16 protein-coding genes and 1 pseudogene are annotated in these 17,289 nt (G+C 62.6%); 7 read left to right on the top strand and 10 right to left on the bottom strand.

The genetic code is table 11. The features are described from left to right. Window positions 1-4: 4 nt before the first annotated feature. Window positions 5-1,119: pseudogene (locus ACWPW0_RS18565) on the bottom strand (sterol desaturase/SRPBCC family protein). Between the two features lie 86 nt (window positions 1,120-1,205). Here ACWPW0_RS18565 and bsrA point away from each other — a divergent pair. Then, entirely contained in the window at window positions 1,206-2,114 is a 909-nt protein-coding gene (gene bsrA, locus ACWPW0_RS18560; protein ID WP_447593880.1) for a LysR family transcriptional regulator BsrA, read from the top strand. A 37-nt stretch (window positions 2,115-2,151) separates the two neighbouring features. Here bsrA and ACWPW0_RS18555 read toward each other — a convergent pair whose 3' ends face one another. Further along, window positions 2,152-2,646: a DUF1543 domain-containing protein gene (locus tag ACWPW0_RS18555; protein WP_447593878.1), complete on the bottom strand. Its 495-nt coding sequence runs from the start codon at window positions 2,644-2,646 to the stop codon at window positions 2,152-2,154. A 171-nt stretch (window positions 2,647-2,817) separates the two neighbouring features. Here ACWPW0_RS18555 and ACWPW0_RS18550 point away from each other — a divergent pair, with 171 nt between their 5' ends. Then, the gene (locus tag ACWPW0_RS18550; protein WP_454256123.1) at window positions 2,818-5,739 is read left to right on the top strand and encodes an ATP-binding protein; all 2,922 of its coding nucleotides are present in this window, start codon (window positions 2,818-2,820) and stop codon (window positions 5,737-5,739) included. Between the two features lie 29 nt (window positions 5,740-5,768). Here the strand turns inward: ACWPW0_RS18550 and ACWPW0_RS18545 are convergent, their stop codons facing one another. The 5 genes from ACWPW0_RS18545 to ACWPW0_RS18525 form a co-directional block, all read right to left on the bottom strand. Further along, window positions 5,769-6,014 (bottom strand): hypothetical protein, encoded by a 246-nt coding sequence (locus tag ACWPW0_RS18545; protein WP_447593874.1) that lies wholly within the window; start codon window positions 6,012-6,014, stop codon window positions 5,769-5,771. 96 nt (window positions 6,015-6,110) lie between these two features. Further along, window positions 6,111-6,377 (bottom strand): hypothetical protein, encoded by a 267-nt coding sequence (locus ACWPW0_RS18540; RefSeq protein WP_447593872.1) that lies wholly within the window; start codon window positions 6,375-6,377, stop codon window positions 6,111-6,113. A 160-nt stretch (window positions 6,378-6,537) separates the two neighbouring features. After that, window positions 6,538-8,250 (bottom strand): D-lactate dehydrogenase, encoded by a 1,713-nt coding sequence (gene dld / locus ACWPW0_RS18535; RefSeq protein WP_454256122.1) that lies wholly within the window; start codon window positions 8,248-8,250, stop codon window positions 6,538-6,540. Window positions 8,251-8,253: 3 nt separating this feature from the next. Continuing rightward, a complete protein-coding gene (lldD, locus tag ACWPW0_RS18530) occupies window positions 8,254-9,393 on the bottom strand; it encodes an FMN-dependent L-lactate dehydrogenase LldD (RefSeq protein WP_447593868.1) in 1,140 nt (379 codons plus the stop codon). A gap of 156 nt (window positions 9,394-9,549) precedes the next feature. Beyond that, window positions 9,550-11,238 carry a lactate permease LctP family transporter gene (locus ACWPW0_RS18525; RefSeq protein ID WP_454256121.1) on the bottom strand — a complete coding sequence of 563 codons (1,689 nt, stop codon included), beginning with the start codon at window positions 11,236-11,238 and terminating at the stop codon, window positions 9,550-9,552. Window positions 11,239-11,549: 311 nt separating this feature from the next. On the opposite strand from ACWPW0_RS18525, the gene ACWPW0_RS18520 reads away from it, so the two are divergent. Continuing rightward, a complete protein-coding gene (locus ACWPW0_RS18520) occupies window positions 11,550-12,317 on the top strand; it encodes an FCD domain-containing protein (RefSeq protein WP_447593864.1) in 768 nt (255 codons plus the stop codon). A gap of 40 nt (window positions 12,318-12,357) precedes the next feature. Here the strand turns inward: ACWPW0_RS18520 and smpB are convergent, their stop codons facing one another. Continuing rightward, window positions 12,358-12,840 carry an SsrA-binding protein SmpB gene (gene smpB / locus ACWPW0_RS18515; RefSeq protein WP_447593862.1) on the bottom strand — a complete coding sequence of 161 codons (483 nt, stop codon included), beginning with the start codon at window positions 12,838-12,840 and terminating at the stop codon, window positions 12,358-12,360. Between the two features lie 145 nt (window positions 12,841-12,985). On the opposite strand from smpB, the gene ACWPW0_RS18510 reads away from it, so the two are divergent. Both ACWPW0_RS18510 and ACWPW0_RS18505 read left to right on the top strand, forming a co-directional pair. Beyond that, window positions 12,986-13,420 (top strand): type II toxin-antitoxin system RatA family toxin, encoded by a 435-nt coding sequence (locus ACWPW0_RS18510; protein ID WP_447593861.1) that lies wholly within the window; start codon window positions 12,986-12,988, stop codon window positions 13,418-13,420. Next, window positions 13,413-13,733 carry an RnfH family protein gene (locus tag ACWPW0_RS18505; RefSeq protein ID WP_454256120.1) on the top strand — a complete coding sequence of 107 codons (321 nt, stop codon included), beginning with the start codon at window positions 13,413-13,415 and terminating at the stop codon, window positions 13,731-13,733. Before ACWPW0_RS18510 ends, ACWPW0_RS18505 begins: the two co-directional genes overlap by 8 nt. Window positions 13,734-13,785: 52 nt before the next feature. Here ACWPW0_RS18505 and ACWPW0_RS18500 read toward each other — a convergent pair whose 3' ends face one another. After that, window positions 13,786-14,307 carry an outer membrane protein assembly factor BamE gene (locus ACWPW0_RS18500; protein WP_454256776.1) on the bottom strand — a complete coding sequence of 174 codons (522 nt, stop codon included), beginning with the start codon at window positions 14,305-14,307 and terminating at the stop codon, window positions 13,786-13,788. A gap of 97 nt (window positions 14,308-14,404) precedes the next feature. On the opposite strand from ACWPW0_RS18500, the gene fur reads away from it, so the two are divergent. After that, window positions 14,405-14,812 carry a ferric iron uptake transcriptional regulator gene (gene fur / locus ACWPW0_RS18495; RefSeq protein WP_447593858.1) on the top strand — a complete coding sequence of 136 codons (408 nt, stop codon included), beginning with the start codon at window positions 14,405-14,407 and terminating at the stop codon, window positions 14,810-14,812. Between the two features lie 61 nt (window positions 14,813-14,873). Here the strand turns inward: fur and recN are convergent, their stop codons facing one another. Then, entirely contained in the window at window positions 14,874-16,547 is a 1,674-nt protein-coding gene (gene recN / locus ACWPW0_RS18490; RefSeq protein ID WP_454256119.1) for a DNA repair protein RecN, read from the bottom strand. A 146-nt stretch (window positions 16,548-16,693) separates the two neighbouring features. On the opposite strand from recN, the gene grpE reads away from it, so the two are divergent. Then, entirely contained in the window at window positions 16,694-17,263 is a 570-nt protein-coding gene (gene grpE / locus ACWPW0_RS18485; RefSeq protein ID WP_447593854.1) for a nucleotide exchange factor GrpE, read from the top strand. Window positions 17,264-17,289: the final 26 nt, after the last annotated feature.

The raw sequence follows: 17,289 nt of genomic DNA, 5'->3' as shown, positions 1-17,289 counted from the left end.
GCACTCAGCCGAGCTTCTGCTCGGCCACCTGCTTGAGGGCCAGCAGCGAATCTTCGGACTCGCGTTCGACACGGCGGCGCATCATCAGGCGGTCGAGCAGGCGCATCAGCCAGCCGGGGAAGTCGTATTCCAGCGTGCGGATGAAGCGCGTGCCGGCGGGCGTGGCCTGGCACTCGTAGGTCACCAGCAGGCGCAGGCCATGGTCGCCACTGGCGCGTGCCTGCCAGCGTTTGCCGGGCTGGTAATCGGTCACGTCCCAGCTCAGGTGCCCGGGGCGGCCGCCGGCGTGGATGTCTTCTTCGAAGTGATCACCGGCCTGCAGCGGGCCGCTCGGGCCATCGATGCGTAACGAGGACGGATGCCACTGCGGCCAGTGGGTTGGTGCGGCGGCATAGGCCAGCAACGTGTCGGCGGGCAGGGCGATGTCGATGCGGTGGGTCATGCGGGTCATGGGCGCTTTGCCTCCTGCTCCTCGGGCTCCCAATGCAGGCTGCCGAGCAGCCAGTCGGTCAGAGGGAAGACCAGGTTGAAGTTGTGGGTGTGCATCAGGTCGCGGCGGTGGTGCAGCTCGTGCAGGCGGCGCATGTGGCGTATCCACGGAAGGCGGGCCACCGGGTGTTCGGCTGGCAGATGCTCGCAGGCATGGAAGATCTCGTAGGTCAGGTAACCGATGAGCATGGTCGCGCTGAACAGTGCAGCCACGTTGCTGTTGAGGTGCGCCAGCAGCCACCAGGCGATGAACAGGCCGATGCTGTAGAACACGATCAGCCAGGCGGGGAACAGGATCACCCGCCAGTCCTGGGCGGTTTCGTATCGCATCTTCCCGGCGACGAAAAAGCTGTGGTGGTCGCCGGTATGGCGCTTGTAGAACATCTTGCCCAGGCGCGTCTTGTGGTGCCCGAGCTTGCGGTGTACGACGTATTCGCCCCAGTTGAAGAACACCAGGGCCAGCGGTATCACCAGCCACTCCAGCGGGCGCACCTGATCCAGGGTGCTGAACAGAAAGGCCAGGCACAGCGCGCCGTAGGCCAGCACGAACGAGGCATGCAGCCAGGGGTTGTAGCGCGGATGAATGCCAGCCCGGTAGCGCAACCGGAAGCCTTGAGTGTCGTGGGCCATGATGCCTCCAGACCTGGTAGGGATTGACTGGAGTCTAGTGAGGGAATAATTATTTAGATAATGGATATTTATGATGATCTTTATTCATGAGCCTGAATTTGCGTCGAATCGATCTGAATCTGTTGCTGGTATTCGACGCGCTGATGCAGGAGCAGAACCTGTCGCGTGCGGCGGTCAAGCTGCACATGAGCCAGCCGGCTGTCAGCAATGCCCTGGCGCGCTTGCGTGAGCAACTGGGGGAGCGCCTGTTCACCCGTACGGCCCGTGGCATGACGCCTACCTCGCAGGCGCATGCATTGCATGGCCCGGTTCGCCAGGCCCTGCATCTGTTGCAGTTAGGGCTGGGCGCGCAGCAGGATTTCGATGTGCAGGCCGAGCATGTGTTCCGCCTGTCGATGAACGACTACGCCCAAGCGACGCTGTTACCGGCGCTGCTGGCCCGGCTCGCGGAGCTGGCGCCGCGCGTGGTTCTGTCGGTGCAGAGTGACCAGGCCGATACCCTGACCGCACGGCTGGCCACCGGTGAACTGGATCTGGCCATCGACTACCTGTACTTCGACAGCGCGGACCTGTGCTATCAGCCGCTGATTGAAGAGCAACTGGTGGTGATCGGCCGGGCCGGACACCCGGCATTCGATGGGGGTCTGAGCCTGGCGGATTACCAGCGGTGCCAGCATGTGTTGATCCAGCCGCGTGCCGGGCGGGGGTCGCCGTTGGAGATCGTGCTGGGGTCAGCCCGTGTGCGTCGTCAGGCGCTATTGCATGTACCGCATTACCTGACGATCGCCCCCATCGTGGCGCAGTCCGACTTGCTCGGCACGGTGCCGCGCCGGCTTGCCGAGCATTTCGCACCGATCTATGCGCTGTGCACGGCACCGTTGCCGATCGACATGCCCGGCGTGCAGGTCAGCATGATCTGGCATCGTCAGCAGGAGCTGGCGCCCGGGCTGCGCTGGCTGCGTGAGCAGATCGCGCAACTTCATCTGGCTCTTTAGCGCCTGCTGTAGAGCGCATCAACAAGCTGCGAGCGGGTCACGCCAGCACGATGTAGTCGCTACGTTGCACGATGCCGCGATGGGGGCCTTCGACCAGTTGAATGTAGCGGCCGTCGACCTGGTCGATGGGAATGCAGTCGTCCACATCCAGCAGGGCATCGGTGTGGGGCTTGTCCCAACCCGAGCGGAGCTGGTGCTTGCCTTTGACCTTGGCCTCGGCGGGGTCCCTGGCCACGACCAGCAGGTAGCGGTGCGCCTCGCCGAAGCTACCCGGCTCGTAACCCCCCAGGTTGATGAAGTACAGGCGTGGCTCTCCGGCGGCCGGGGCCAGGGAGGTCAGGTTCACCTTGTAACCATCGATACCATCGACCTCCAGCCAGGAGTCGATATGCAGGCCGCGCGGGCTGCCGAACCAGCCCTGGCGCAATTGTGGGTAGGCCTGCTCCAGGGTGGGTGCGATGACAAACAGCACATCGTGTACTTCGATCTTGGCCTTGGGGTGGCTACCTCCCAGCATGACGACGAACAGCATGGCGATCCTGCAGTAATGGCGTGAAGTTCAAGGGTGTGTGCTCAGCACGTCTATTCTGCGGCATGCGAGGGTGTTCATGCCACGTCGGACGGCGCGGCTGCCGTGACGTTGCCGCACGTATCACGGTGCTGTGCCATTATGATGGCGACTGGATGTTCATGGAGGGCCGGCATGCCGCCTGCACCGCACAAGCCTTTGCGTCGCTGGATCTGGCTGGCCTTTCTGCAGAGCTCGCTGATTCCCCTGGTACTGGTCGAGTCGGTGTTGATCGGCGTGTACCTGTACAGCAATGAGTCGATTCGCGAAGCGCAGATCGGTTACTTGCAGAGCAGCGCCTTGCAGGACCTGTCCAGTGCGGTACAGCGCGAAGGGCAGGTGATCGACAGCCGCCTCGGGGCCATCGAGGCTCAGGTGACCATCTATCGCGACATGGTGGCTGCGGCCTTGCGGGACACTCACTACCGCCCCGATGCGCTGGAACGGCAACGACACGCGCAGACCGAGAGCGGTATCTACTACAGCCACAGTGATGATGGCCGCGCGGCTTCCTTCTATTCCAGTGCCACGCCAGTCGCCCAGCAAGATCGGGAAAAGGCCTGGCGCCTGTCGCAGGTCGATCCATTGATGCGTTCCATTTGGGCGGCCAATTCGTTGGTTGCGTCGGTGTATTTCAACACCTGGGACAACTACAACCGGCTCTACCCGTTCCTTAACATTCTGGAACAGTACCCTCACGATATCGTCATCCCCGAGTACAACTTCTACTACCTGGCCGATGCCCGGCATAACCCGGAACGCAAGGTGGTCTGGACCGATGTCTACCTGGACCCGGCCGGGCAGGGTTGGATCATGTCGGCGGTGGCGCCTGTGTACCGCGATGACTTTCTCGAGGGCGTCGCCGGGCTGGATGTGACGGTGGGGCAGATGCTGGGCGAGATCGGCAGCCTGAATGTGCCATGGCAGGGCTACGCCCTTCTGGTCAGCCGCGACAACGGCATCATGGCGCTGCCTGCGGCCGGTGAGCGCGATTTCAACCTGCGCGAGCTGACCGAGTATTCCTACGAGGAAGCGGTGCGCCGTGAAGTGCTCAAGCCCGAGGATTTTCGTCTCGACCGCCATGAAGGACTGACACAGTTGGCGGGCATCATGGCGGGCGCCAGCCAGGGTATCCAGGAGGTGCATCTTGGCGGGCGCAATCAACTGGTGGCCTGGAGCGAAATTCCCCAGACCGGCTGGCGCCTGCTGCTGGTGGTGGATGAGTCGAACATCTTCAGCGACACCAATGCCCTGGCCCAGCAGTACCTGAATATCGGCTACCTGCTGATCGCCGGTCTGGTGTTCTTCTACCTGGTGTTCGGTTGCTTCATGACCTGGCGCTCGCGCCAGTTGAGCAACCGCCTGGGTGCGCCGATGGCGGGCATCGTCGGCATGATGCGCCGGCTGGGGCAGGGCGAGCGCCACCCTGAAGCGCCACAAACGGCCATCAGCGAGCTGGCCGATATGGCGCGCGAGGTGCAGAACACCGGCAAGCAATTGCAGACCAGTGAAGCCCTGCGGCTCGAGACGCAGGGCATGCTCGAACTGGTGCTGGAAAGCACCACGGAAAGCCTCTGGGAGCTGGATGTGGCAAGCATGACTGCGAGCCTCAGCGAGCGCTTCGTCAAGCGCTTCGCCCTGGCCGCAGCGACCCTGCCACTGGCCGAACTCAATAAGCGCATGCACCCGGATGACATGCAGCGGGTGGGGCACCTGCGCCTCAACCTGACCCAGAACACCGCCGAGGATTTCTTCGAGGCCGAGTACCGCTATGCCGATGCCCAGGGTGACTACGTCTGGTTGCTCAGCCGCGGCAAGGTGATCGAGCGCGACAGTCAGGGTTGGGCGTTGCGTGCGGCCGGTACGCATGTCGATATCACCCGCCTCAAGCAGGTCCAGGAGGAATTGCGCCAGGCCAGCCTGGTGGCGCAGTCCGCCAGTCAGGCCAAGAGCCGCTTCTTGTCCAGCATGAGCCATGAGCTGCGCACGCCACTCAATGCCATCCATGGCTTCGCCCAGTTGATCGAGCTGGACGCCCAGGAGCGGCCGGACAGGCAGCAGGAGGCCGAGTATGCCGGTGAGATCGTCAGTGCCAGCCGGCACCTCACGGCCTTGGTCGACGACATTCTCGACCTGTCCAGTATCGAAAGTCGTCGGCAGCAATTGCAGATCAAACCGGTGGAGATCAGCAGCCTGTTGCTGGGCTGCGCCGAGCTGGTTCAGCCGGAAGTTCAGCAACGTGGCCAGCAGATTCGCGTGCTGGCCGAAAGCGGGGTGCAGTTGTATGTGCTCGCCGATACCCGCCGTGTGCGCCAGGTGTTGCTCAACCTGCTGAGCAATGCGCTCAAGTACAACAGCCCGAACGGTGTGGTCAGCCTCGGCTGTGACGTACGGCCAGAGGGTGTGCGCCTGTGGGTCGAGGATTGCGGGCCGGGTTTGAGTGAGGAGCAGCAGAGCCAGTTGTTCCAGCCGTTCCAGCGTCTTGGCCGGGAGAGCTCGACCATCCCGGGTACAGGCATTGGCCTGATGCTGTGCAAGGAACTGGCCGCCCTGATGGATGGCGAGATTGGCCTGTGCAGCACGCCGGGTAAGGGCAGCCGATTCTGGATCGACCTGCCCAGTGCGGCGGGGCCGGAGCCAGGCGCGGAGGTCACCTGGGCCATGGTGGCCGACGAAGCGCTTGCCCCTTTCGCCCAGGTGCTCTGCGTCGAGGATCACCCGGCGGGTCTGCGCATCCTGCAGGATGGCTTGCGCGATATGGCCGAGGTCCAGTGCGCCACGTCATTGCGCAGTGCCTTTGCCCTGCTCGCCGAGCATACGCCGGCGCTGGTCCTGCTCGACCTCGACCTGCCGGATGGCAGCGGCCTGGATATTCTCGAATGGATGCGCGGCCAGCCACGCCTGGCACAGGTGCCGGTGATGGTGGTCAGTGCTGCCAGTGACGAAACCCTGCTGGCAGAGGCGCGCCTGCTGGGCGCTAGCGCCTGTCTGCTGAAACCGCTGGACTTGCAACGGTTGCGGCAGATCGCTCGATCCCTGCTAGGCGGCGGGAACTGACCCGGCGGGTGCGGGCCAGTTGCGACCTGTCACTCGCTGGCTTGCAGCAGATTCAGCGCCTCTTCGAGTACCTTGACCGACTCTTCGTGGTTGCCGCTCTTGTGCAGTTGCTCGCCTTCATTGCGCAAGCGTTCAACCTCGGCCTTCACCTCTGGATCGGCAGGTGGGTCGCTTTGCAGCAGGCTGTCTATCCGCGCCATCTCTTGCGGGCAGTGCATGGCCCACAGGCTGCCGCTGAACAGTGTGAGAACGAGCAGAAGGGCGAATCGACGCATGGCAGCAACCTCCATCGGCATGATGCAGGGAGTATAGAGGCCTATGGCCGGGCTGGCCGGTCAGGGAACTGGCCGCCCCTGGGCCGGCCAGAGCCATCAGTTGGCGCCGCCCTTGTCGGATTTTTCCAGCAGGGTCAGGGCCTGACTGGCACTGCCCGAACACTCTTGGGTGTTGCCGGCTTGCTGGGCTTTGCGGGCGGCGTCTCGAAGGTCTTCAACTTGTTTCTTGACCGGCTCGCTGAGCATGCTGGTGGAGGCCATTTGGTCGTCCAGCTTTTGCAGGTTGACACTGCACAGGTCGCTGGCCGCGAAGGCTGGCGCGGTCAGCAGGGCACAGGAAAATAGCAGGGCAATACGTTTCATCGGTCGTTCCTCTTTCGTCCAGTTTGGGCCTCGGATCAGTCCGCACGAGCGGTTCTGCGGTCGAGCCAGCGTATCCGAAGGGAGTAAGCCCGACTGAGCGGGCTTATGGAGTGGACGTCGAGGTTTTGCCTGCGGTTCAACCTTTCTTCCCGTGGGCGACTCAGTGCCCGTCGCAGCACTCGCCCCAGTGCTTTTGCTTCGAGGTGTGGCCGATGCCGGGGTTGAAGGCGTTGGTCGGGTCCAGCTCGCGGTAGAACCCGGCCAACGCCGGCTTGGCGATGTACAGGTGGCCGACGTTGTGCTCGGCCGGGTACTCGGCGCGGCGCTCATCCAGCAGCGCCCACATGCGGTGCTCCATCGCCAGCGGGTCGACGCCTTTGCTGATGATGTAGTCCTGATGGAACACATGGCAGAAGAAGTGCCCGTAGTAGAGCTTGTGGATGATCTGGCCTTCCATCTCGGCCGGCAGCGTCTCGACCCAGTCGCGATCATTGCGGCGCAGGGCGATATCCAGGGCGACGATATCTTCCACGCTGCTACGGTGCGCTTCGCGGTAGCGGATTGCCGCGCCAGCGATGGCGAAGCGATGCAGGAAGGCCTTGCGCCCTTCCTCGGCGTCGCATTCGAAGAATGCCCCGCTGGCACGGCCTGCGAAGTAGTCGGTGAGGAAGGTTCGGGTCGCCTCCAGGGTGTCGTTGGACACACGCACCAGCAAGTGATGTTCGTAACGGTCGCGATACTCGCGCATGCGCGGCGGCAGGTGGCTGGGCAGCAGGTTCATCAGCGCCTGGATGACCTTGTCGGTCACGCCACGCAAGCCGAAGCGCTCGAAGAAACCATCGACCCGGCTCTTTAGGGCGAAGGCGGCAGGGACCTTGGCGGTGCCGAATTTGTCGATGACCAGAAACGTGTCCTTGCCGTATTTCTCGCCGATGTCGAAAGCGGTGCGATGAATGTACTCGCCGGCAATTGGCAGCCGCGGCAAATGGGCGAGCAAGTGGCGGCGCACTTCGGTGAGGTCATGCGGGTCGTTGCTGCCGATGTAGAAGACGCTGCTGGGCTCCTTGGGGAAGGTGTCCAGGCGCACGGCGAACAGACACAGCTTGCCGGCCGAACCCGAGGCCTCGAACAGGCGTGAGGGGTCGGCGTTGAAGCGCGCCGGGGTATCGGCATCGACGTCACGCACGTGCTCGCCATAACGGGCATCCGAGGCCTTGCCGTCACCGTCGTTACGGACCTGCTGCGGGCTGTAGTCGCCCTTCTGCAGGCGGGTGAGAATTTCCTCGGGGCTGTTGCCGAGGTCGATACCCAGGTGGTTGACCAACTCCAGCGTGCCGTCTTCCTTCACCTGCGCGTACAGTGCCAGCTCGGTATAGGCCGGGCCGCGACGGACCAGAGCGCCGCCAGAGTTGTTGCACACCCCGCCAAGCACCGAGGCGCCGATGCACGAGGAGCCGATCACCGAATGCGGTTCGCGGCCGAGCGGTGCCAGGGCCTGCTCCAGGCGGTCGAGAGTGGCGCCGGGCAGGCAGACCACCTGTTCGCCGTCGTTGATCAGTTGCACGCCGGTGATGCGCAGGGTGCTGACCAGCACGATCTCGCGGTCGTAGTCGTTGCCATCCGGTGTCGAGCCGCCAGTGAGGCCGGTATTGGCCGCCTGCATGATGACGATGCGATCAGCCGCGACCGCCGCCTGCAGCACGTGCCACTGCTCCAGCAGGGTGGCAGGACGGACGACGGCCAGCACGCCGCCTTCGCCACTGCGATGGCCCTTGCGAAAGCGCCGGGTGCTCTGCTCGTCGGTGAGGACGTGGTCGGTGCCCACGACCTTGCGCAGTTTCGCCAGCAGGGCGTCGCGGCTGCTAACTGTCATGCTTCAGAGCTCCTTGACCAGCGAATCGACGTTGATGTCGCTGATGGATTTTGCGCCGGTCAGGGTCATGGCCACACGCATTTCCTTGTCGATCAGCTCCAGCAGGTTGCTCACACCGGCGCCGCCAGCGGCGGCCAGGGCATAGACGAAGGCGCGGCCGAGCATCACCGTATCGGCGCCCAGGGCGATCATGCGCACCACGTCCAGGCCGTTGCGAATGCCTGAGTCGGCGAGGATCTTCAGGTCGCCCTTGACCGCGTCGGCAATGGCCGGCAGTGCGCGGGCGCTGGACAGTACGCCGTCGAGCTGACGACCGCCGTGGTTGGATACGACGATGCCGTCGGCGCCGAAACGTACGGCATCGCGGGCGTCTTCGGCGTCGAGGATGCCCTTGATCACCATCGGACCTTTCCAGAACTCACGGATCCACTCCAGGTCCTTCCACGAGATCGACGGGTCGAAGTTGGCGCCCAGCCAGCCGATGTAGTCGGCCAGGCCAGTCGGGTTGCCACGGTAGGTGGAAATATTGCCCAGGTCATGCGGGCGGCCAAACAGGCCGACGTCCCAGGCCCAGGAGGGATGGGTCATGGCTTGCAGCATGCGCCGCAGCGGCGCATTGGGGCCGCTCATGCCGGAGTGCGCGTCGCGGTAGCGGGCGCCTGGCGTGGGCATGTCCACGGTGAATACCAGGGTGGTGACGCCAGCGGCCTGGGCGCGTTCCAGGGCGTTGCGCATGAAGCCGCGGTCCTTGAGCACGTAGAGCTGGAACCACATCGGTCGGTCAATGGCCGGCGCGACTTCCTCGATCGGGCACACCGACACTGTGGACAGGGTGAAGGGGATGCCCTTGGCCGCTGCCGCCTTGGCTGCCTGCACTTCACCGCGCCGCGCGTACATGCCGGTCAGGCCGACGGGGGCCAGGGCGACCGGCATGGCCAGCTTCTCGCCGAACAGCTCGGTTTCCAGGCTCAGTTCCGACATGTTGCGCAGCACGCGCTGACGCAGGGCGATGCTGGCCAGGTCCTCGACGTTACGTTTCAGGGTGTACTCGGCATAGGCGCCGCCGTCGATGTAGTGGAACAGAAACGGCGGCAGCTTGCTCTGGGCGGCGGCTCGGTAGTCGGTAGAAGCGGATATGATCATTGGCGTCTCATCCGGTTGAAAAAGTGAAGCTTCGATGTTTCGCACGGATCTCGCGAGCTAGAGCGAGACCAGGCAGGCATGGCCTTACGAGCTGCACATGAGCAGCCCGAGGCCATGTCTAACGCGGTATCGCCGACGCGCGGCAGATCCGACTATTCAGTGAACCAGCATGCCGGTCAGCCAATAAGCCTGAACCAGCGTAATCAGGCCGACGAAGGCAGCGAAGATCAGGCTGTGCTTGAGAGTGAAACGGAACAGGTCGGATTCCTTGCCGACCATGCCGGTCGCGGCGCAGGCCACGGCGATGGATTGCGGCGAAATCATCTTGCCGGTCACGCCGCCGCTGGTGTTGGCCGCCACCAGCAGGGTGTCGTTGACGCCGATCTGGTGGGCGGTAGTGGCCTGCAACGAGCTGAACAGGGCGTTGGACGAGGTGTCCGAGCCGGTCAGGAACACGCCCAGCCAGCCAAGGAATGGCGAGAAGAACGGGAACAGCACGCCGGTGCCGGCCAGGACCAGGGCCAGGGTGCTGGACATGCCCGAGTAGTTGGTGACGAAGGCAAAGGCCAGCACCATACCGATGGACAGGATCGGCCATTTCAGTTCGATCAGGGTTTCCTTGAAAGTGGTAAGACCAGTTTTGACGTTGATCTTCAGCACCAGCATCGACACCAGGGCGGAGAAGAAGATCGCCGTGCCCGTCGCCGAAATCGGGTCCAGCTTGAATACGGCCGGCATGGCGGTTGGCGCGGTCACGATAGGGGCGACCTTAACCACCAGTTGATCCAGGTGCGGGATGGCGAAGTTGAACACCGTGCTGTACATCGCGCCGCCTGCAGCGAACAGGGCCTTGAACGGCTTCAGGGTCCAGATGGTCACCAGGGCGGTAAGGATCAGGAACGGTGACCAGGCCTTGAGGATTTCACCGAAGCTGTAGGGCGAAGGCGTTGTGCTGCGCTGGCCGCCAAAGCCGCCTGCCACTGCCGCGCTGCCTGCGGATACGCCGACGACTTCCGCTTGGGCGGCGCGACTTGGGCTCCAGACTTTAAGGAACAGAGTCAGGCACACGAGGCTGACCAGGGCCGAGGTGATGTCCGGCAGCTCAGGGCCGATGTAGTTTGAGGTGAAGTACTGGGTGATGGCGAAGCTGGCGCCCGCGACCAGGGCGGCAGGCCAGGTTTCCTTGATACCGCGCCAGCCGTCCATCATCGCTACCAGCCAGAACGGCACGATGATCGACAGCAGAGGCAGTTGCCGACCGGCCATGGCGCCGATCTTGAAGGCGTCGATCCCCGTGACCTGGCCAGCGACGATGATCGGAATACCCAGGGCGCCGAACGCCACCGGGGCGGTGTTGGCGATCAGGCACAGGCCGGCGGCATACAGCGGATTGAAGCCGAGGCCAACGAGCAGGGCGGCGGTGATCGCCACCGGCGCGCCGAAGCCGGCCGCACCTTCGAGGAAGGCGCCGAACGAGAAGCCGATCAACAGGACTTGCAGGCGCTGGTCGTCGGTGATCGACAGTACCGAACTGCGGATGATCTCGAACTGGCCACTTTTCACGGTCAGCTTATACAGAAATACCGCCGCGACGATGATCCAGGCAATCGGCCACAGACCATAGGCGAAGCCGTATCCGGCCGCGGCGAATGCCATGTCGGCCGGCATGTTGAAAGCGAAGATAGCGACAATGATCGACAGGGCCAGGGTAATACTGCCGGCCACGTGCCCTTTCAGGCGAAACACCGCCAGAGCAAGAAAGAAGAAAACGATAGGAATCAGTGCGACCAGGGCGGATAGGCCCAGGCTGCCGAGTGGGGCATAGAGTTGTTGCCAGGTTTGCATGATGCGGTGGCTCCCTGATTGTTCTTGGATGGCCTGTCGGCAGATCACCTGTATGAGGATGCTTGTGGCATCCGCTAGGGTCGTGGCAATTTTTGTTTCAGGTAAATTGGTAATACCAATTTACAAGGGGGACGGCTCAGGGTAAAAGTTGCGTAGGGGTGTGTCAATTTCGCGCACTACGACTTTCGTCGAGCATGCGTTGGAGAAGGGTCGCTTGTGGTGTCCAGGCAGGCTGGTTAGGCTGCCGCCGCTGTCCGTGCAAGGTGTGGTTCGACGGGGTCGGCAAGCGCAAAGGAGAGGGTGAGCGGGTTATGGCATTTGGTCAGGTGCAGCAACGCCGTCTGTCGGACGATATCGTCAGTCAGCTGGAGTCGATGATTCTCGAGGGCACTCTCAAGGCAGGAGAGCGTCTGCCGGCCGAGCGGGCGCTGGCCGAGCAGTTCGGTGTGTCACGTCCCTCGCTGCGCGAGGCGATCCAGAAGCTGGTGGCGAAGGGATTGCTGGTCAGTCGGCAGGGTGGTGGTAACTATGTGGCGACGGCATTGGGGTCGACGTTCAGTGACCCGCTGCTGCACCTGCTGGAAAGCAATCCGGATGCGCAGCGCGATCTGCTGGAGTTTCGTCACACGCTGGAAGGTTCCTGTGCATTCTACGCCGCGCAACGGGCGACCCCCGTCGACCACGAGCGCCTGCGCGATGCCTTCGAGACGTTACAGCGTTGTTATGCGCCAGGGAGCAAGGCCACGCGGGCCGAGGAGGGGGCGGCTGACGCGCGCTTCCACCTGGCCATTGCCGAGGCCAGCCACAATGGGGTGTTGCTGCACACGATTCGCGGCCTGTTCGACCTGCTCAAGCACAACGTGGTGACCAACATCGGCGGTATGTACCTGCAGCGCAGCGAAACCCGCGACATGCTGATGCGCCAGCACCGGGCGCTTTATGAGGCGATCATCGAGCGTCGTGCGGAAGAAGCGAGGGATATTTCCCACCATCACATTCTGTATGTGCAGGAGGTGCTGGCGGAGGGGCAGCAGGAAGCCAAACGCATGGCGCGGGCGCAGCGACGTCAGGGAACCTGATGAAGAGAAGCGCTGCCGGGAGCGGCCCCGGCAGTTGTGATCACTCGTCCTTGCCCTTGCTGCGCATGGCGCGCTGAACTTCACGGTCGGCGTCACGTTCTTTCTCGGAGTGACGTTTGTCGAAGTCCTTCTTGCCCTTGGCCAGGGCGATCTCGCACTTGATCAGGTGCTGCTTCCAGTAGATCGACAGGGCGACGCAGGTGTAGCCCTTTTGCTGCACTGCACCGAACAGCTTGTCCAGCTCGCGCCGGTTCAGCAGCAGCTTGCGCGTGCGCGTCGGGTCGGCGATCACGTGGGTGCTGGCGGCCGTCAGCGGCGTGATGTGGCAGCCCATCAGCCAGGCTTCGTCATTCTTGAGCAGGATGTAGCTGTCGACCAACTGTGCCTTGCCGGCGCGCAGGCTCTTCACTTCCCAGCCGGCCAGGGCCAGGCCCGCCTCGAATTTCTGTTCGACGAAGTAATCGTGTAGCGCCTTTTTGTTTAGCGCGATGGTCCCGGAGGGATGTTTCTTCTGTTTAGCCATAAGCGCCGCATTATAGGGAGTCTGCGGCGTGCTGGCGACAGCCTGTGCTTGAGGCGACAGGTTCAATTACGCACAATGCGCGCTTCCTGCTGATGCCCCGGCGTTTCCGGGTGCCATTGCGTCGTGGTTTTACAAGTGAGAGCTGATGAGCACCCGAATCCAACGTTCGGCGCTGTTGCCTTATCCGGCGCAGGCGCTGTTTGACCTGGTCAACGATGTGGCGAGCTATCCGCAATTTCTGCCGTGGTGCTCGTCATCCGAGGTGCTGAGTGCTGACGCCCAGGAAATGCGCGCCACGCTGACCGTGGCAAAAGGAGGTTTGAGCCAGCGTTTCATGACACGTAACCGGCTGGTGCCAGGTGCTTCTATAGAAATGCAGCTGGAAGAAGGGCCGTTCAGTCAGTTGCATGGTCTCTGGGAATTCAAGGCGCTGGGCGATAAGGCCTGCAAGATCAGCTTGGACATGACCTTCGATTACGCGGGGCCGTTGGTCAAGGCGACCCTGGGGCCGCTCTTCAATCAGGCAGCGAATACGCTGGTCGATGCCTTCTGCCAGCGAGCCAAGCAGCTGTATGGCTGAGTCGATGATCACGGTCGAGGTGGTTTTTGCTCAGGCCGAGCGCCAGGAGTTGCTGAGTATGGAGGTGCCTGCTGGTACGTCGGCACGGCAGCTCGTTTTACATTCGCCGATGAGTGAGATGTTTCCTGATCTGGATCTGGCGGGGTGCCCGCTGGGTATCTTCGGCAAGGCACTGGCTAATCCGGATGCTTATGTCGTGCAGGCCGGCGAGCGGGTTGAGATCTACCGTCCGCTGATCGCCGATCCGAAAGAGGTACGCAAGCAGCGCGCTGCAAAGGCGGCTCAGGCGCGAGCAGCAGAACAAGCAGAGTGATAGGTCTGGAAACGAAAAAGCCCGGCGATGCCGGGCTTTTTTATGCTGCAGATTACTGCGGTGAGCTTTCCAGGGGTTCTGGAATCGGCACGGGAACCGGCTCGGCGGCGTCGACTTCGCGCTGGATCTGGTCCAGCAACGAGCCTGGCTTGGCTGGGGCGTCGGTCTGCTGTTGCGGTTGCTGCTGTGGCGCGACGCTGGTGTTGCCGTCTTCGCCCATGATCGCCTGATCACGGCTGACGCCTGGCATGAAATCGCCGGCCAGGCCGATAAGCTGGTCGTTGCCGTCGAACATCAGGCTGACGCGTTCCTGGAAGCGCTGACGGCCGCCCGGCTGGATGCTGTACAGATAATCCCAGCGTTTGGCGTGGAAGGTATCGGTGATCAGCGGGTTGCCCATGATAAACCGCACTTGTCGGCGGGTCATTCCCGGCTTCAACTGGTCTATCATGTCCTGCGTAACGACATTGCCCTGCTGAATGTCGATTTTATAAACCCCGGGAAATGAACAACCGGCGAGTGCGAACAGGCCCACGAGCGTGAGACTGGACAGCAAGAGCTTGGTGTTTTGCATCGGTGGGTGACTTCCACTATCTTGGCTGGGCAAAGTAATCACCGATCATACCCGCATTAACGGAAGCTGCGAAGCAGCAACCTCGAGAAAGCTGACCATGGTTGAAAATAGCGAGCTGCGCAAAGTTGGTTTGAAAGTCACCCTGCCTCGGGTCAAGATCCTGCAGATGCTTGACTCGGCGTCTTCAGGCCAGCGTCACATGAGTGCTGAGGATGTCTACAAGGCACTGATGGAGGCGGGCGAAGATGTGGGCCTGGCCACCGTGTACCGGGTTCTGACTCAATTCGAGGCTGCCGGCCTGGTGGAGCGTCATAACTTCGATGGCGGCCACGCGGTGTTCGAGTTGGCCGACGGTGGTCACCACGATCATATGGTCTGCGTCGATACGGGCGAGGTCATCGAATTCTTCGACCAGGAAATCGAGAAACTGCAGAAAGAGATCGTCAAGAAGCACGGCTTCGAGTTGGTCGATCACAATCTGGTGCTGTACGTACGCAAGAAGTAATTCGTACGGCTACGCAAAAAAACGGCGACCTTGGGTCGCCGTTTTTGTTGCTGTCAGGTGTTCAGGCCTGGGCGCTGTCCAGCATCTTGCGCGCGTGCTGCAGGGACTCTTCGGTCAGATCGACCCCGCCGAGCATGCGTGCGACTTCTTCGATGCGCTGCGCAGGCTCCAGGCTGCTGACCGCGGTGCGGGTTTCCTGGCTGTCACGGGCCTTGTGCACAAACAGGTGGTGATGACCTTGTGCCGCGACTTGCGGCAGATGGGTCACGGTCAGGACCTGGCCGCGCTCGCCGAGGCGGCGCAGCAGTTGACCAACGACCTCGGCGGTGGGACCGCCGATACCGACATCCACTTCGTCGAATACCAGGGTCGGTACGCGTGAGGTCTGGGCCGTGATGACCTGAATGGCCAGGCTGATACGGGACAGCTCGCCGCCCGACGCCACTTTGGCCAATGCCTTGAGGGGAAGACCAGGGTTGGCGCTGACCAGGAACTCCACGTGCTCCAGGCCGTGGGGGTGGGGTTCTGCGTTATCACCTGGTTGGAGCTGGATGCTGAAACGCCCACCTGGCATGCCCAGGGTCTGTATTTCCTGTTGCGCGGCAGTGGCCAGGCGTTCAGCAGCAGTCTTGCGCAGTTGGCTCAGCTCGCTGGCTTTCTCCTGATAATGGCGCTCGTAGGCCGCCAGTTCTTCCGCGAGGCGCTCGCTGGCCTGGTCGTCTGCATTCAGGCTTTCCAGTTCCTCCATCAGGCGGTGCTGCAGTTCGGCCAGTTCGGCGGGCTGGATGCGGTGCTTGCGGGCCAGGGTGTAGATGCTGTCTAGGCGCTCCTCGAGCAGTTGCTGGCGCTGCGGGTCGGCGTCGAAATGGTCGATGAAGCGATTGAGTTCGCCCACGGCCTCTTCTACCTGGATCTGGGCGCTGGCCAGCAGATTGGCGGCTTCACCAAGCGCGCCTGGCTGGCTGCTGAAACTGGCCAGGCGGTTGAGACTGTTGGTCAGGGCGGACAGCACATTGCCTGCGTCGCTTTCGCTGCAAAGCTCCAGGACCTGGCGGCAGGTGCCGAGCAGTTGTTCGGCATTGCTGAGGGTCTTGTGCTCGTGCTCCAGTTGTTCCAGTTCGTTGTCGCCGAGCGCGAGATTATCCAATTCCTCCAACTGGTAGCTGAGGAGTTGGTGGCGGGCGCGTTGCTCGTCACTGGTGGAGGTCAGGCGTTGCAGTTCCTGACGGGTCTGGCGCCAGCGCTGTGCGGCCAGCTGCACTTGCCGGGCGAGTTCCTGGCTACCGGCGTATTCGTCGAGCAGGCGACGGTGGGTGTCCGGCTTCAGCAGGGATTGGTGTTCATGCTGGCTATGAATGTCGATCAGCAGTTCGCCTACGGCCTTGAGGTCGCCGAGTGGGCAAGGGCTGCCGTTGATATAGCCGCGTGAGCGGCCTTCGCTGGTAATGACGCGACGCAGGATGCACGGGCCATCATGGTCCAGGTCGCGTTCGGCCAGCCAGGCGCGGGCTTCGGGAATGTCGTCGAGATCGAAGCTGGCGAGAATGTCGGCTTTGTCCGCGCCGGGGCGTACCACGCCACTGTCGGCGCGATCACCCAGGGCCAGGCCGAGGGCGTCGAGCATGATCGATTTGCCGGCACCGGTTTCGCCGGTAATGGCCGACATGCCGCGCTGCAGCTCCAGATCCAGATGTTCGACGATGGCGTAATTGTGAACCGACAGGTGCACCAGCATGGGGAGCGCTCCCGAAAATTAAGGCTGGCTATTTATACAGTGTTTTTCTTTGTGCTGACAATAACCCTTGAAACCTTGTGTTTGGGCCCCATATAGGCGGCATAAGCGCGGGCCATGACCCGTTGATGTCTACACAGGAGGACCCAATGACCGACGAACAGCCCCTCGATACGCAGACCCCTCAAGATAATCCGGCAACAGAAAGCGGCGCGGGCGAAGACCTGGCGGCACGTGTGTTGGCGCTCGAAGAGCAACTGGCTGCGGCGCAGGATCAATCGCTGCGCGTCGCCGCTGACCTGCAGAACGTGCGCCGTCGCGCCGAGCAGGATGTAGAGAAGGCACACAAGTTTGCCCTCGAACGCTTCGTCAATGACTTGCTGCCGGTAGTCGACAGTCTGGAGCGTGGTCTGGAGCTGTCGAACCCCAACGATGAGTCGATCAAGGCCGTGCGCGAAGGCCTGGAGCTGACGCTGAAGCTGTTCCTCGACACCCTCAAGCGTTATCAGGTTGAAGAAATCGATCCGCATGGGGCGCCGTTCAATCCGGAGCACCATCAGGCGATGGCAATGGAAGAAAGCACGCATGTCGAGCCGAACAGTGTGCTCAAGGTGTTCCAGAAGGGCTATCTGCTCAGTGGACGCCTGTTGCGTCCGGCGATGGTCGTGGTGAGCAAGGCGCCGGCCGCTGCGCCGCCCACGATCGACGAGCAGGCTTGAAATCGGCCGACTGGCCCCCATCTATT

Source organism: Pseudomonas sp. Marseille-Q8238 (assembly GCF_965111915.1).
Note: the sequence above shows the minus strand (reverse complement) of the source record. Positions and strands in the feature narration are given on the sequence as shown.